At 62.7% G+C, this 14,825-nt stretch carries 13 protein-coding genes; 4 read left to right on the top strand and 9 right to left on the bottom strand.

Translation table 11 applies throughout. The annotated features are described in order from the left end of the window. A complete protein-coding gene (locus tag C0Z18_RS05515) occupies nt 1-456 on the bottom strand; it encodes a (2Fe-2S)-binding protein (RefSeq protein WP_102644387.1) in 456 nt (151 codons plus the stop codon). Nucleotides 457-467: 11 nt separating this feature from the next. Further along, nucleotides 468-1,520: an NAD(P)-dependent alcohol dehydrogenase gene (locus tag C0Z18_RS05520; RefSeq protein WP_102644388.1), complete on the bottom strand. Its 1,053-nt coding sequence runs from the start codon at nt 1,518-1,520 to the stop codon at nt 468-470. Nucleotides 1,521-1,710: 190 nt separating this feature from the next. On the opposite strand from C0Z18_RS05520, the gene C0Z18_RS05525 reads away from it, so the two are divergent. After that, nucleotides 1,711-2,691: an AraC family transcriptional regulator gene (locus C0Z18_RS05525; protein ID WP_102644389.1), complete on the top strand. Its 981-nt coding sequence runs from the start codon at nt 1,711-1,713 to the stop codon at nt 2,689-2,691. Nucleotides 2,692-2,709: 18 nt separating this feature from the next. On the opposite strand, the gene C0Z18_RS05530 is transcribed toward C0Z18_RS05525, so the two are convergent. Then, nucleotides 2,710-3,699 (bottom strand): aldo/keto reductase, encoded by a 990-nt coding sequence (locus C0Z18_RS05530; protein WP_102644573.1) that lies wholly within the window; start codon nt 3,697-3,699, stop codon nt 2,710-2,712. Nucleotides 3,700-4,005: 306 nt separating this feature from the next. Between C0Z18_RS05530 and C0Z18_RS05535 the strand changes: the two genes are divergently transcribed. Next, nucleotides 4,006-5,010 (top strand): sensor domain-containing diguanylate cyclase, encoded by a 1,005-nt coding sequence (locus tag C0Z18_RS05535; protein WP_102644390.1) that lies wholly within the window; start codon nt 4,006-4,008, stop codon nt 5,008-5,010. An 89-nt stretch (nt 5,011-5,099) separates the two neighbouring features. Then, nucleotides 5,100-6,347, top strand: coding sequence for an MFS transporter (locus C0Z18_RS05540; RefSeq protein ID WP_408646965.1), 1,248 nt, complete (start codon nt 5,100-5,102; stop codon nt 6,345-6,347). Nucleotides 6,348-6,716: 369 nt separating this feature from the next. Here the strand turns inward: C0Z18_RS05540 and C0Z18_RS33405 are convergent, their stop codons facing one another. Continuing rightward, entirely contained in the window at nt 6,717-7,076 is a 360-nt protein-coding gene (locus C0Z18_RS33405; RefSeq protein ID WP_233217108.1) for a hypothetical protein, read from the bottom strand. Here C0Z18_RS33405 and C0Z18_RS05545 point away from each other — a divergent pair. Further along, nucleotides 7,075-9,069: a M1 family metallopeptidase gene (locus C0Z18_RS05545; protein ID WP_408646972.1), complete on the top strand. Its 1,995-nt coding sequence runs from the start codon at nt 7,075-7,077 to the stop codon at nt 9,067-9,069. The genes C0Z18_RS33405 and C0Z18_RS05545 overlap by 2 nt on opposite strands. A gap of 83 nt (nt 9,070-9,152) precedes the next feature. Here C0Z18_RS05545 and C0Z18_RS05550 read toward each other — a convergent pair whose 3' ends face one another. From C0Z18_RS05550 to C0Z18_RS05570, 5 genes are read right to left on the bottom strand one after another with little or no spacing between them, the layout of a single operon-like run. Beyond that, nucleotides 9,153-9,608 (bottom strand): dihydroneopterin aldolase, encoded by a 456-nt coding sequence (locus C0Z18_RS05550; protein WP_408646966.1) that lies wholly within the window; start codon nt 9,606-9,608, stop codon nt 9,153-9,155. Continuing rightward, nucleotides 9,605-10,231 (bottom strand): sarcosine oxidase subunit gamma, encoded by a 627-nt coding sequence (locus tag C0Z18_RS33410; protein WP_102644393.1) that lies wholly within the window; start codon nt 10,229-10,231, stop codon nt 9,605-9,607. Before C0Z18_RS33410 ends, C0Z18_RS05550 begins: the two co-directional genes overlap by 4 nt. Further along, the gene (locus C0Z18_RS05560) at nt 10,221-13,247 is read right to left on the bottom strand and encodes a sarcosine oxidase subunit alpha family protein (RefSeq protein ID WP_102644394.1); all 3,027 of its coding nucleotides are present in this window, start codon (nt 13,245-13,247) and stop codon (nt 10,221-10,223) included. Before C0Z18_RS05560 ends, C0Z18_RS33410 begins: the two co-directional genes overlap by 11 nt. Nucleotide 13,248: 1 nt before the next feature. After that, nucleotides 13,249-13,542, bottom strand: a complete 294-nt coding sequence (locus C0Z18_RS05565; protein WP_199189397.1) for a sarcosine oxidase subunit delta — start codon at nt 13,540-13,542, stop codon at nt 13,249-13,251. Nucleotides 13,543-13,565: 23 nt separating this feature from the next. Then, on the bottom strand, nt 13,566-14,810 hold the full coding sequence (locus tag C0Z18_RS05570) for a sarcosine oxidase subunit beta family protein (RefSeq protein WP_102644395.1): 1,245 nt from the start codon (nt 14,808-14,810) through the stop codon (nt 13,566-13,568). Nucleotides 14,811-14,825: the final 15 nt, after the last annotated feature.

Here is a 14,825-nt window from a genome sequence, read left to right on the forward strand (position 1 = left end):
TCAGGCCTCCTGAGCGGCATGTTTGATCGCCGCGCGAATACGGTTATAGGTGCCGCACCGGCAGATGTTGCCCGACATGGCCGCATCGATATCGGCGTCGTTCGGATGCGGGTTCGTCGCCAGCAGCGACGCGGCCGACATCACCTGCCCGGACTGGCAATATCCGCACTGCACCACATCGAGTGCGGTCCAAGCCGCCTGCACCTTGCGGCCGGCCGGCGTCTCGCCGACGGCCTCGATCGTCGTAATCTTTTTCCCGGCGACGGCCGCGACCGGTAAAACACATGAGCGAACGGCCGCGCCATCCAAATGAACCGTGCATGCCCCGCATTGCGCAATTCCGCAACCGAATTTAGTGCCCGTCAACCCTACGATATCCCGTAATACCCAAAGCAACGGCATATCGTCGGGCACATCCACATCATGGCTCTTACCATTGATCGTCAGCGTCGTCATGAACCCTCCGGTTATTGCCTCAGCGAATCGAGGTCGATTACGAAGCGGTACTTTACATCGCTCTTCAACATTCGGTCGTAAGCTTGATTGATGTTTTGCATGGGGATGATTTCAATATCCGACGTAATCCCATGCTGACCGCAGAAATCGAGCATCTCTTGCGTTTCGGCAATACCGCCGATCAACGAACCGGCCAGACGCCGCCGCTTCAAGATCAAGTTGAACACTTGCGGCGACGGGTGGTCGTGCTCCGGCGCACCCACGAGCGTCATCGTCGCATCGCGCTTGAGCAATTCGATGAACGGATTGAGGTCGTGCTGGGCGGCCACCGTATTGAGAATGAAATCGAAACTATTCGCGTGCGCTTGCATTTGCGCCGGGTCTTTCGAAATCACCACTTCATGGGCGCCGAGACGCTTCGCATCCTCGACTTTGGACGGCGACGTCGTAAACAGCACGACATGCGCGCCCATGGCACGCGCGAGCTTCACGCCCATATGCCCGAGACCGCCTAGCCCCACGATGCCGACCTTCTTGCCCGGCCCCGCGCCCCACTGGCGCAGCGGCGAGTAGGTCGTGATCCCGGCGCACAATAGCGGCGCCGCGCCGGCGGGATCGAGGTTATCGGGCACGCTGAGGACGAAGGCTTCGTCCACGACGACGCTCGTCGAATAGCCGCCGTACGTGATCTCGCCGCTCACGCGGTCCACGCCGTTATACGTTCCGACCCAGCCGTTCTCGCAGTATTGCTCGAGGCCTTCGGCGCAGCTTGCACACGTACGGCAAGAATCCACGAGGCAACCCACGCCGACCAAATCGCCGCTCTTGTAGCGGGTGACGCCGGCACCGACCTTCGTCACGCGGCCGACGATTTCGTGGCCCGGCACAACGGGGTAGATCGTGTTGCGCCATTCGTTGCGTGCCTGATGCAGGTCCGAGTGGCAGACGCCGCAAAACAGCACTTCGATTTGCACATCGTGCTCGCGTACGTCGCGGCGCTCGATGTCGAACGCGGCGAGAGGCGTATTGGCGTCGTTCGCTGCGTATCCGTGAGTCTTGTACATGGTGATTCGCTCCTGCAAAATGCGCGCTCCGACATGGAGCTTCGCAGGTGCAAATGGTAGAAACCGGGCGGGCCCCAAGCCAATGCCTGAATCTATCGAACGCTTGCCTTTTTCTCTTGAGGGCCGGCGACGCAGCAAAATAGGCGCTATATTTTCAGCCTGATTCTCCTAACCGCTGTGTTCGACGGCCATGTCCACTCCCGCCTTACCCCCCTCTTTCACCAGTCCCGCTCAGGCGCGCATGGTGCAATTGCTTGCGACGCTGGCCCCGGACGAGGGCTACACGCAATCGGCGCTGGACGGCGTGAAGTTCATGCGTGCGAATGCCCCGATCCCGCGCGTGCCGGTGATGTACGAACCGTCGATCGTCATCGTCGCGCAAGGCCGCAAACAGGGGTTTCTCGGGAGCCAGGCGTTCATCTACGACGCCCAGCACTATCTCGTGCTCGCCGTGCCGCTGCCGTTCGAGTGCCAAACCGAAGCGACACCCGAGGAGCCGATGCTGGCCATCTCGATCCGGGTGGACCTCGCCGTCGTGGCGGAGTTGCTGATGATGCTCAACGATACGCGCGGGCCGATGGACAGCGAGCCGCGAGCCGTTTACGCCACGCCGCTCGACACCACGCTCAGCGACGCCGTGCTACGGCTCCTCGAGTCGCTCTCGTCGCCGCACGATGCCCGCATCCTCGGTCCGGCGATCGTTCGCGAGATCTGCTACCGCGTCCTCACGGGGTCGCAAGGCGACATGATTCGAGCCGCGCTCACCCATCAAGATCATTTCGGCAGGATTGCAAAAGCCTTACGACGCATTCATATGGATTTCGCCGGCAACCTCGACGTGCCCACACTCGCACGTGAGGCCGGAATGAGTTTGGCCGTGTTTCACGCGCAGTTCAAAGCCGTCACCGAAACCTCGCCCATGCAGTACGTGAAGACGACGCGGCTGCATCATGCGCGGTTGTTGATGGTTCAGGACCGGCTCAATGTCAGCGCGGCCGCGACGCGCGTGGGGTACGAGAGCGCTTCGCAGTTCAGCCGCGAATTCAAGCGCTTATTCGGCATGAGCCCCGCCGACGACGTGAGGCGCATGCGCAGCGGAGGCGACACGCAAGCCAAACGGGTGCCGCAGTCGGCCAAGCCCGGCGAGCCGTGCTACGTCACCGCCGACTGAGGCCCCGGCCGGCGGTCGTTAGCGCGTCGCGTCGCCGAAACGATATTCGTGCGTCAGTTCGTCGAGCTGCGCTTTCAGTTGCGGATCGAGCGTAAGATCGACGGCGGCCAAGGTATCGGCCAACTGCTCGGGACGGCTCGCGCCCAGTATCGCCGACGTAATCGAACTATGGGCCAGCACCCAAGCGACGGCGACGGTGGAAAGCGAAAGACCGGCATCGGCCGTCAGTTTCTTCAGCGCTTCGATCGTCTCGAACTCGCGCTCGTGCCAATAGCGCGCTTGGTACATCTCGCCCGCCGTACCGACCGTGAACCGTCCCTCGGGAGGGGGCGCCTCGCGCCGGTGCTTGCCCGTCAGCAAGCCGCCCGCGAGCGGGTTATAAGGAAGGACTGCTAAACGTTCTTCCTCGGCAAGCGGCAGCAGCTCGCGTTCGATCTGACGAAATAGCAGGTTGTAACGCGGCTGAACCGAGACGAAGCGAGCCGTGCGCAACGCATCCGCTCGACCGAGGGCCTTCGCCAAGCGGTACGCCAGGAAATTCGACACGCCGATGTAACACGCGCGGCCCGAGCGGACGATGACGTCGAGCGCTTCGAGCGTTTCGTCGAGCGGCGTTTCGCGGTCATCCGAGTGCAGTTGGTAAAGGTCGACGTAATCGGTGCCGAGCCGCTGCAAGGAGGCATCGATCGCGTCCAGCAAGTGCTTGCGGGAGGCGCCCTGATCCCAAGGCGCAGCGCCCATTTTGCCGACGGCCTTCGTCGCGAGCACGAAGCCGTGCCGCTTGCCCTTGAGCCAACGGCCGACGATTTCCTCCGTGTGTCCGACGCGCGTGTCGCCGCCTCCCAGCGGATAAACGTTCGCCGTGTCGAAGAACGTCACGCCGGCTTCGGCCGCCGTGTCCATGATCCGGATCGACGTCGCCTCATCGGACTGGAAACCGAACGTCATCGTCCCGAGGCACACGCGCGATACGCTCAAACCCGTTGCGCCGAACTTACGGTATTGCATCGCATTCTCCCAAGCACGCCGCTCCATGCGGCCAAGGCGAAAGGATAATCCCTCTTGGAAAAGGCCGTACGCGATGCGCGCAGCGGGACGCCGCGCCGTCATCATGGCTCCCTTCGCGCGTGATTGCTCCGACGATTGCAACGTTCGTACCCAGCCGCCGGGGGGCGTCCAATGCCGCGAATCGACGGCTAATGGCGGCGTTGTTCGCTCAATCGTCGAGCGCGCAGGCGTCTTATCCTGTAGGGCATGAAAATGGTGCGGCCGGTAGATCGCACCTGGCCAATCAAATGGAGCGATAGGAGCACTATGGACATCCCGGCTCATGGGTCGAACGAGGCCGCTCGAATCGCGCTCCTGCGATCGCTGAATATTCTCGACACGCCTCCCGACGAGCGCTTCGATCGCTTGACGCGGCTGGCCAAACGCCTTTTCGACGTACCCATCGCGACCGTCTCGCTCGTCGACACCGATCGCCAATGGTTCAAATCGTGCATTGGGCTTTCCGTCGAGGAAACCCCGCGCGACATTTCGTTTTGCGCTCATACGATTCTCGACGACGATTTGCTCGTCGTCGACGATGCGCAATTGGACCCGCGCTTCGCCGACAGCCCGCTGGTCACCGGCGATCTCGGCATACGCTTTTATGCGGGGTGCCCGCTCACACTGAATAAGAGCCTGCGAGTGGGCGCTTTTTGCATCGTGGACAAAAAACCTCGGAAACTCGACGCGACCGAGCGCGAGTTACTGCGCGATCTCGCCCGTATTGCCGAGCGCGAACTCGAGGTCTTGCAACTCGCGGCCACGGACGATCTGACCGGGCTTTCCAATCGCCGCGGGTTCGAGGCGCTCGGCCATCACGTGCTCGCGCTCACCAAGCGGGCTCGCTCGCGCGCGTCCTTGCTCTTCTTCGATCTGAACGGATTCAAGCAGATCAACGATGTCTACGGTCATGCCGAAGGCGATCGAGCCCTCGTCGGCTTTGCCGGGGTATTACGTGGGGCTCTGCGCGAAACCGACGTCCTCGCTCGCCTTGGCGGCGACGAGTTCGTGGCGCTGGTCGCGGGCGCGCAAGCCGGTGACGAAGCGCAAATCATCGATCGCGTTCGCCTTGGCGTGGCCCGCTACAACCGTGACAACCGGCGCGGCTACGATCTGAAATTCAGCGTCGGATACGCGCCGTGCGGCACACAAGACGACACATCGATTGCGGAATTGATCGATATCGCCGATCACGCGATGTACGCGAATAAGCGGGCGGCGCGAGAAAAAAGCCCCCGATCGGAGGCGAGTGCGCTGGTCCCGGCGCAATAGCGGGTCTCGACGGTGCCAACGAAGTAAACTATCGGCCGCCCGGCGCCGTTGCCGGTCGTTAGCCGATCATTATTTTCACGAAGCGCACCGTGCAAGCACAAGCCCAACCGCCCGTCGCCGATTCCCCGCTTACGGCTCCCCCGTCGCCCTCCTACGCACGCAAGGCGCTGCTCGGCTCCGCGCTCGGCTACGCAATGGACGGCTTCGATTTGCTGATCCTGGGGTTCATGTTGCCCGCCATTCGGGCAGCGCTGCATCTATCGCCCGAACAAGCGGGCGCGCTCGTCACTTGGACGCTCGTCGGCGCTGTGGCGGGCGGCATCGGCTTCGGGCTGCTCAGCGATCGCTTCGGCCGGGTGCGCGTTCTCAGTTGGACGATCGCCGTCTTTGCGCTGTTCACGGGTTTATGCGCGCTTGCTCGGGGATTTGGCGATCTGATCGCCTATCGAACCATGGCGGGAATCGGGTTGGGCGGCGAGTTCGGCATCGGTATGGCGCTAGCGGCCGAGGCGTGCCCCCCGCATGCGCGCGCGAGGTATTCGTCGTGCGTGGCGCTCGGGTGGCAGGCCGGCGTACTCGGCGCGGCGCTGCTTACACCGGCCCTGCTCCCGATCGCCGGCTGGCGCGGCATGTTCGCCGTTGGACTCGTACCGGCGCTCGTTGCCTTCGGGGTGCGGCGTACGCTGCGCGAGCCGGAGACCTTCGCTCGGCGCGAACCGGCGACGGTCCGCGCGAGCGAACGCCTCAGGGCGCTGTTCGCCGATGCGCAATCGACGCGATCGAGCATCGGCCTATTCATTCTGTGCTCGGTTCAAAATTTCGGGTACTACGGGATCATGATCTGGATGCCGACGTTTCTATCGGCAAAGCTCGGGTTTTCGCTGACGCGTTCGGGTATGTGGACCGCCGTGACCGTCCTCGGCATGATGGCCGGCGTGTGGTGCTTCGGGCAGCTAGCCGATCGCATCGGCCGTAAGCCGGCCTTCTTGCTGTACCAAGTCGGCGCGGCCGCCATGGTGCTCGTCTATGCGCGCTTGGCCGATCCCTTATCGATGCTCTGGGCCGGCGCCGTCATGGGCGCATTCGTCAACGGGATGGTCGGCGGGTACGGCACCTTGCTCTCGGAACTCTATCCCGGTCACGCGCGGGCCACCGCGCAAAACGTTTTGTGGAATGCGGGACGGGCGGTAGGCGGCTTCGGCCCGCTCGCGGTCGGGGCGGTTGCGGCCCGATACGCTTATCCCGTCGCGATATCGGCACTTGCCGCGCTCTATCTACTCGACATCGCCGCCCTGCTCTTTCTAATCCCGGAGCGCAAAGGGGAAGCGCTCCATTGAGCGTGCCGGGCAAGAGGCTGAGCAGGTAGCGCCTGAGCCCCCCGATCCTCAACGCTCGGAACGACCCACAAGCCATTCAGTCAATATTTCACATATTTAGATCCCCGCGGAATCAATTACCACAAAAAATATACAGACCAATCTACTGATCGCCGTAGTAAAAAAACCTTCAACTGTTTTCAAAAAATAAAAAATTGAAATGAAGTTGACACGGCGAGCTTGGCGCACCTAATCTCTCTCGCATCGCCGTCGAATATCTCGATCGAGATGCACGTACAGAGGCCGAACCTCCGAACCTGCGCCGGCGAAACCATGAAAGACAGGCCTGTCCATCGCTGTCGTTTCGATTCCGCATTTTGTTTAGCAGTCCTAACCAGCATCGTGTTTATCGTAGCCCGAAAAATACCGGGCCCGAATAACACACTCCACTATTTCGCACGCCTTGATTGCGCGCAATAGCATCGCCTTGCCTTTCTTCGAGATAGCTTTAAAAGAAGTTCGTCCCGCAAGTGAACGAAACATTCCCATCAGAGGGTTGAAAATGCGCTTTCCATTCAATACGAAATTGAACTGCATTTCGTTGGCCGCCGCCATTGCGCTGGCAGGTTGCGGCGGCGGAGACGGAGGCTCGTCGGCGGGCACTCGCGCCGGCGCCGCGGCGTCTCCGTCGGGATCCTCCGCCGCAGCGGCCCCCGCTCCCGCCGCACCGGCCGCCGCGACACCTGGCATCGACAAAACGGTCCCCCCGGTCGAGATGCCCGATACCGTGGTGCCGGTGAACTACAAGCTATGGTTCCGTCCGAACCCTGCGCTCAACGCGTTCGATGGTCGCGCCGACGTCGAAATCAAGGTGCTCCAGCCGGTCAACTCGATCGTCGTGGCCGCGCACCGCCTCTCGTTCGTCAACGGCAACCTGACGCTCCAGCCCGGCAATGTCGCGCTCATCGCCACTCCGCAAGACGACGGCGACTACTACCAGCTTCGCCCGCAAAGCGGCCAGATCGCGCCGGGCACCTATTCGCTGCATATGGAATGGAAAGGCATCATCAACTTCAAGACGTACGACGACCCGGCAACGAAGACGGGCGGTAGCTGCGGTAACGACAACTATCCGGGCTGCTCCGCCGCCGAAGGCGTATTCCGCGTCGACCTGAAATCGCCCGAAGGCAAGACGAGCGGCGCGATCTTGACGCAAGGCGAATCGGATCTCGCGCGCCAATGGTTCCCGGGCTGGGACGAGCCCGCGTTCCGTCCCACCTACGAGGTGAGCGCCGACGTGCCGCAAAACTGGCGCGTGGTGTCGAACGCCGCCGAGAAGGACGAGGTCAATGTCGATCAAGGCTACAAGCGCGTGAGCTTCGAGAAGACGCCGCCGATGCCGTCGTATCTGCTGTTCTTCGGCGGCGGCCAGTTCGAGACGCTGGAGGACGACTTCTCGAGCCCGCTACCCGACGGCAAAGGCCTGCATCTACGCGTGTTCACGCCCCCGGGCATGAGAGAGTGGGCGAAGCCGGCGATGGAGCAAACCAAGCAAGCCCTCGATTTCTACTATCGCTATACGGGCATCGCCCTGCCCCTGAAGAAGTTCGACACGATCGCAGCCAACGACGCATTCAAGGCCGAGAAGGATCTGAACTTCGGCGGTATGGAGAACTGGGGCGCCATTCTCGAATTTGCCGACGACATCCTGCCGCCGCCCGGAACGACGATGTCGGACTATGGGGTCACCGTGCTGACGCACGAAGCGGCCCACCAATGGTTCGGCGATCTCGTCACGCTCGATTGGTGGGACGACGTTTGGCTGAACGAATCGTTCGCGACGTTCTTCGAGAACAAGACGAAGATCGCGTTCTTCCCCGACCGCTTCAGCTTGGCCGGTCAGGTCAAGAACAAGTATCAAGTCATCGCGGGCGATCTATCGTCGTCGTCCTACCCGGTGCAGCCGAACTTCAACGCCTGGGCGTCGAACGATTTCGTGATCAACGCGGCATCGTTCGTCTACGACAAGGGCGGCCAAGTGCTGAAGATGTTCGAGGGTTACCTCGGCGAAGACGTGATGCGCAAGGGATTGCAGCAGTATCTGACCGACTATTCGTTCGGCAATGCCACGCCCAAGCGGCTCTGGGACGAACTCGCTCGCGCGAGCGGACAACCGATGAACGCGATCGGCGACAGCTTCGTGCGTCAAACGGGCGTGCCGCTCGTCTCGCTCGAAACTCAATGCGATCTCACGAGCAACCAAACCGTCGTCTCGCTCAAACAGCAGCCGTTCCCGAATCACAATGCCTACCCGGGTACGCAGTGGACGATTCCGCTGACGCTGGCCTACGGCGAAAGCCTGACGAGCCGGCAAACGGTGGCGATGAAGGATACGAACATGCAGGTGCGCTTGCCGGGCTGCGGCGCCGTGCTCGCCGATCCGAGCGGTCAGGACTATTACGTGGTCAACTACGGCGACAACGCGTGGAGCCAATTGCTCGCGCAAAGCACCGCGCTGCAAGACCCGCCGCGGCTCATGAACCTGAAGCTCGAAGCGCACTTGCTCGTGGGTGCGGGCCTGGCGGACCCGTCGCGCGAGCAGAGTATCAATTCGATCGCCACGGCACCGGGCGTCGTCGCGCGGATGATGATGCTAGATCGCACGCCGGTGGAATCGGTCGTTCGTAGAATGCCGTTCTATCAAGGGAAAATGAAGGCCAAGCAGCAATCGAAGTCGAACTGATCCACCCCGTCCCGGCGCGTTCGATCGATACGACGGACGCACCGGGACGGACATTTGGAAGCCCCCGCAACCCTCCCCGACGCTCATGCGGCGCGACGGTGCGCTTCATAGTCCGACCGGGTCCAAGCCAATTCGATACCGATCCGCTGCGTGCCCGGGCGGATCTTGGGCTTGTACAGCACGAGCGTGACGGCGTCGAGCGCGCCCCATTGCTCGAACGACAACACCGCGAGCTCGACCGCCAGGGTTTCGAGCAAGCGCGTGTGCGGCTTCGTTTCTAGAAACCGCGTCAATCGCTCGCAATACCCTTCGTAGTCGATCCACTCGCTCGTATCCGTTTCCGCGGGCGTGCATCGGTAGCCGAGCCGGGCGTCGATGACGACCGGCTGCGGCGCCTCATGCTCGTGCGCGTGAATGCCCACCCGCGTGCGCACCTCCAAAGCGTCGACGAACACGGTCCATCCGCGCCCACCGCGGATAGGCGGTTCGCGCAAGCGCCACAGCGCTTCGTCGACGGCGAACGGCTCGTTTGGCTTCACGATACGATCGGCGCGGCCGCATCGAGCAGGATGCGGCAAAAGTAATCGGCGAAGCTGCGCCGCACGATGATCTCGAAGGTATCGTCGCTCGTCGGAATCAAAACGATCGACGCCTTGAAGAAGTGGCTTTGCGCGCATTGCCCGCATTGCAGCATCTTGGGATGCAGATCGAGCGGACACCCGCGCGAAATAACATCGCGCACGCGTTCGCCGCTCGCCTCGAGCACCGTGTATCCGCTGCCCACATCGACGACAGATGCGAACAGCGCGCCCAACGCCGTGCGCATTTTTCCTTCGAGTTCGGGCGTGCGCGCCTCGTTGGGGCGGACGAGCCACTCGTCGGGGCCGAGCCACAGTGCCTCATACTCGCTGCCCCGAGAGACGGTGTTCGGCGTAGTCGGCAACGGCGTGCCGATGACGCTGTGCACCGCCGCCGCGATCGCACCGTCGCGCGCATCGCCGCGTACGTTGACGAGTTCGAGGAACGGCCGCTCGCGCAATCGGAACAGCTTCGATTGCTGCGCCAGGCTCGCGTCCAGCAAGGATTGCGCGCCGACGAGCGGGGATTCGAGGCGCACACCCGTGCCGGTCATGACCGCGCTGCTTCTATTTTCATTCCACATGTTGGCGCACTCCTTCGACGTCGTAGAAGACGGGGCTCGCGATCGTCGCAGCCATCGACTTTCCGTTCAGATCCACCGAAACTTTCTGGCCCATCTTGCCGAGGCCGCCCTTCACGACCGCCATGGCGATCGAACGCTTCAAGATCGGGCTGTAGTAGCTCGAGGTCACGTGCCCCAGCATCGGCACCGGACTCTCCGCGACTTGGTCCTTGGCCGGACCGGTCGCCCCTTGCGCAACGATTTGACTGCCCTCGGGCAACACGTACGACGGATCGTCCGTCAGCAGACCGACCAATTGCTTACGCCCTTCCTTCGCGGTATCGGAGCGCGTCAGCGAGCGCTTGCCGAGACAATCCTTCGTTTTAGCGACCAGCCCGCCCATACCGAGATCGAACGGTGTCATCGAACCGTCCGTATCCTGGCCGACGATGATGTAGCCTTTCTCGGCACGCAGCACGTGCATCGTTTCCGTGCCATAGGGCGTGATGTCGAATTCCTGGCCGGCGGCCATCAACGCTTCCCACACCGCGCGTCCCGCATTGGCCGGTACGTTCACTTCGTAAGCCAACTCGCCCGAGAAGCTGATCCGCATGATGCGCGCGGGCACCTCCGCCACCGTCCCTTCCCGGAACGACATGAACGGGAACGCCTCGTTCGCGAAATCGATGTCGCGGCAGACCTTGCGCAAAACCTTGCGGCTGTTGGGGCCCACCACGGCGAACGTCGCGAAGTGATCGGTCACCGAGGTGAGCCGAACCTTCATGTCGGGCCATTCCGTTTGCAGCCAACGTTCGAGCCAGGTCAAGACGCGAGCGGCGCCGCCCGTCGTCGTCGACATCAAGTAGTGCTGCTCGCCGAGGCGCACCGTGACGCCATCGTCGAACACCATGCCGTTTTCGTCGAGCATGAGGCCATAACGGCACTTGCCCACTTCCAGCTTCGACCACGGGTTCGTATAGACCCAATTGAGCAGCTTCGCCGCATCGGGACCTTGGACGTCGATCTTGCCAAGCGTCGAGGCATCCATGATCCCCACGCTCGTTCTCACCGCCAAGCATTCGCGCGCCACGGCCGCATGCAAATCCTCGCCGCCCTTCGGGAAGTACCAGGGTCGCTTCCAATTGCCTACGTCTTCGAAGAGCGCGCCGTGTTCGACGTGCCATTCGTGGATACACGTCTTGCGGATCGGATCGATGAAGTCGCCGATCTCACGCCCCGCGATCGCGCCGAACGTCACGGGCGTGTAATTCGGGCGGAACGTGGTCGTCCCGGTCTCGGGAATCGTCTTGCCGAGCGCTTGGGCGAGGATCGCCATGCCGTTGATGTTGCCGAGCTTGCCTTGGTCCGTGCCGAAGCCCATCGCCGTATAGCGCTTGACGTGCTCGACCGACTCGAAGCCTTCGCGCGCGGCCAACAAAATGTCCGCGGCCGATACGTCGTTTTGGAAGTCGACGAACTGCTTGGGCCCGCGCGCCGCGCGCGCATGGGTGCCGACCAGCCAAAGCGGCAGGATCGGCGACTCCTTGATATCGGCCACTTGCGGCGAAGCGGGCCGCGAAGCCGTTTTCAAGCCGAGCGAATGGACGGCCTCGGTGCCCGCATCGAGCGCCAATCGTATCCCGCGCGCCAAGCTGAATTCGCCCGCGGCGGCGCCGACGCTCACCTCCGGCTGCATGCCCTTGCCGGGCACGAAGCAAGCCTTGTCATCGTGCCAATGCGCTTTGCCGCCCGATTGTGCGAACAAGTGCAGCACGGGGCTCCAACCGCCCGACATGGCCACGAGGTCGCAAGAGAGTGTCGCGAGGTGCGCGCCCACCGCGCCCTTGGAAAACGATGCGACTTCGACGGACGATACTCGCCACTTGCCGTGGGCCTCGTTGATCACCGCGCCGTTCATCACCACGACGCCATGCCGCCGGGCCGCAGCCGGCAGCGAGCCGTCGGTTTGCGCGCGCGGATCGACGACGGTGACTTTCGCGCCGCACGCCTTCAAATCCAGTGCGCTTTGATAGCCGTCGTCGTTGTTCGTGAAGACCACCGCCTCGCGCCCGGGCAATACGCCATAGCGCTGAATGTACGTCGATACGGCCGAGGCGAGCATGATTCCGGGCAAATCGTTGTTGCCGAACACGAGCGGCCGCTCGTGAGCGCCCGTCGCCAAGATCACGCGCTTGGCGCGGATCTTCCAAACGAGCTCGCGCGTGCCCTTTCGCATCGACACGGGCAGGTGGTCGGTCAGCCGTTGCACGACCGTGACGAGGTTATGGTCTTGGTAACCGAACGCCGTGCTGCGCGACAGGATTTTGACGTCTGGCATCTGCGAGAGCGCCAGCTCGATCTTCTCGACCCATTGCATGGCACTCTTGCCGTCGATCTGCGCGCGGCACGAGAGCAACGAGCCGCCCAGCTCGCGCTGATCGTCGACGAGAACCACGCGCGCACCGGAGCTGCCCGCCGCATGCGCGGCGGCCAGTCCGGCCGGCCCGCCGCCGACGACGAGCACGTCGCAATGCGCGAAGCATTTGTCGTAGCGATCGGCGTCGCGCGTATCAGGGGCCTTGCCGAGCCCGGCCGCCTCGCGGATTTTCTCTTCATACTTGGGCCACCATTTGCGCGGCCACATGAACGTCTTGTAGTAGAAGCCCGCGGGAATGAAGCGCGCGATCTTCTGATTGACGGCGAGCCTGTCGTTCTCGATCGACGGCTCGGCGTTGACGCTCGTCGCCACGAGGCCCTGATAGAGTTCGATTTCGGTCGCGCGGGCGTTCGGCACGCTATAGGCCCCGCTTTCGAGTTGCACGATCGCGTTCGGCTCTTCGACCCCGGCCGTCATCACGCCGCGCGGCCGGTGATATTTCCAGCTCCGGGCCACGAAATGCACACCGTTCGCGAGCAGTGCCGAGGCGAGCGTGTCGCCTTGATAACCCTGGTACGTGCGCCCGTTGAACGTAAATGTGAGCGGGATGGCGCGATTGATACGCCCACCCGAGCCCAGGCGATCTTTTTGATTGCTCATCTCACTTGTCTCCTTGCGTGCTCTTATGCGCAGCCGCGCCGCCGAACGTTTCATAGCCATGGAACGCATAGGACACCGTATCGCGCGTCGCCATGAACCAGCGGCGGCAGCCTTGCGTGTGCAGCCATTGCTCGCGATGGACGCCGCGCGGATTCTTTCGCATGAAGAGGTACTCGCCCCACTCGCGATCGCTCAGTTTTTCGGGTTCGAGCGGACGGGCGATATCGGCCTCGCCGCCGCAGGAAAATTCGCTTTCGGCGCGCGGCCCGCACCAAGGGCATTCAATCGTCAGCATTTGAGTCTCCAAAAGTGCGTGCGTTAGTGCGCGACGGCGGCAGCGCCGTGCTCGTCGATGAGGTGGCCCGTGTAGAAGCGATCGAGCGAGAACGGTGCGTTCAAAGGATGCGGCTCGTCCTTCGCGATCGTATGGGCGAACACCCAGCCCGAGCCCGGCGTCGCCTTGAAGCCGCCTGTTCCCCATCCGCAGTTGAAGTACAGGCCCTTCACATCGGTCTTGCTGATGATCGGGCAGGCATCGGGCGAGACGTCGACAATGCCGCCCCATTGACGGTTCATCCGCACGCGCGAAAACACCGGAAACATCTCGACGATCGCTTGCAGCGTGCCTTCGATCACGTGGAAGCTGCCGCGCTGGCCAAAGCCCGTGTACTGGTCGATACCGGCGCCGATCACGAGGTCGCCCTTATCGGATTGACTGATGTAGGCGTGCACCGCATTGGACATCACGACCGTGTTCACCACCGGCTTGATGGGCTCGGAAACCAATGCCTGCAAGGGGTGGCTTTCCAGCGGCAAACGCACGCCGGCCATGTCGGCCAGTGTCGTCGTGTTGCCGGCCGCGACGACCGCAACCTTCTTCGCCTTGATGAAACCCTTCACCGTTTCGACGCCGACGACAGCGCCCCCTTCGCGGCGAATGCCGGTGACTTGGCAGTTCTGGATGATATCGACGCCATGCGCATCGGCCCCGCGCGCGAAGCCCCAGGCCACCGCATCGTGGCGGGCAACGCCGCCGCGACGCTGGAACGAGGCGCCCAGCACGGGATAACGTGCGTTGAGATTGATCGTCGGCTCGATTTCCTTGATCTGCTCGGGCGTCAGAAACTCGGCGTCGACGCCGTTCAATCGATTCGCGTTCACGCGCCGCTGCGTGTCGCGCACGTCTTGCAGCGTATGCGCGAGGTTCATCACCCCGCGCTGACTGAACATGACGTTGTAGTTGACGTCTTGCGATAGCCCTTCCCAGAGCTTCATCGCCTTCTCATAGAGCGCCGCCGATTCGTCCCAGAGGTAGTTCGAGCGGATGATCGTCGTATTGCGAGCCGTATTGCCGCCGCCGATCCAGCCTTTCTCGAGCACGGCGATGTTGCGCACGCCGTGCTCCTTGGCCAGGTAATACGCCGTGGCAAGGCCGTGTCCGCCTCCCCCGACGATGACGACGTCGTATTCGCGCTTCGGCTCGGGGCTGCGCCATTGGCGCTCCCAGTTCTCGTGATACGACAACCCGTTGCGCACCAAACTGAATATCGAAAAGCGGCTCATAGCGGTGGTCCCGAT

Source organism: Trinickia dabaoshanensis (assembly GCF_002879885.1).
Classification (GTDB): domain Bacteria; phylum Pseudomonadota; class Gammaproteobacteria; order Burkholderiales; family Burkholderiaceae; genus Trinickia; species Trinickia dabaoshanensis.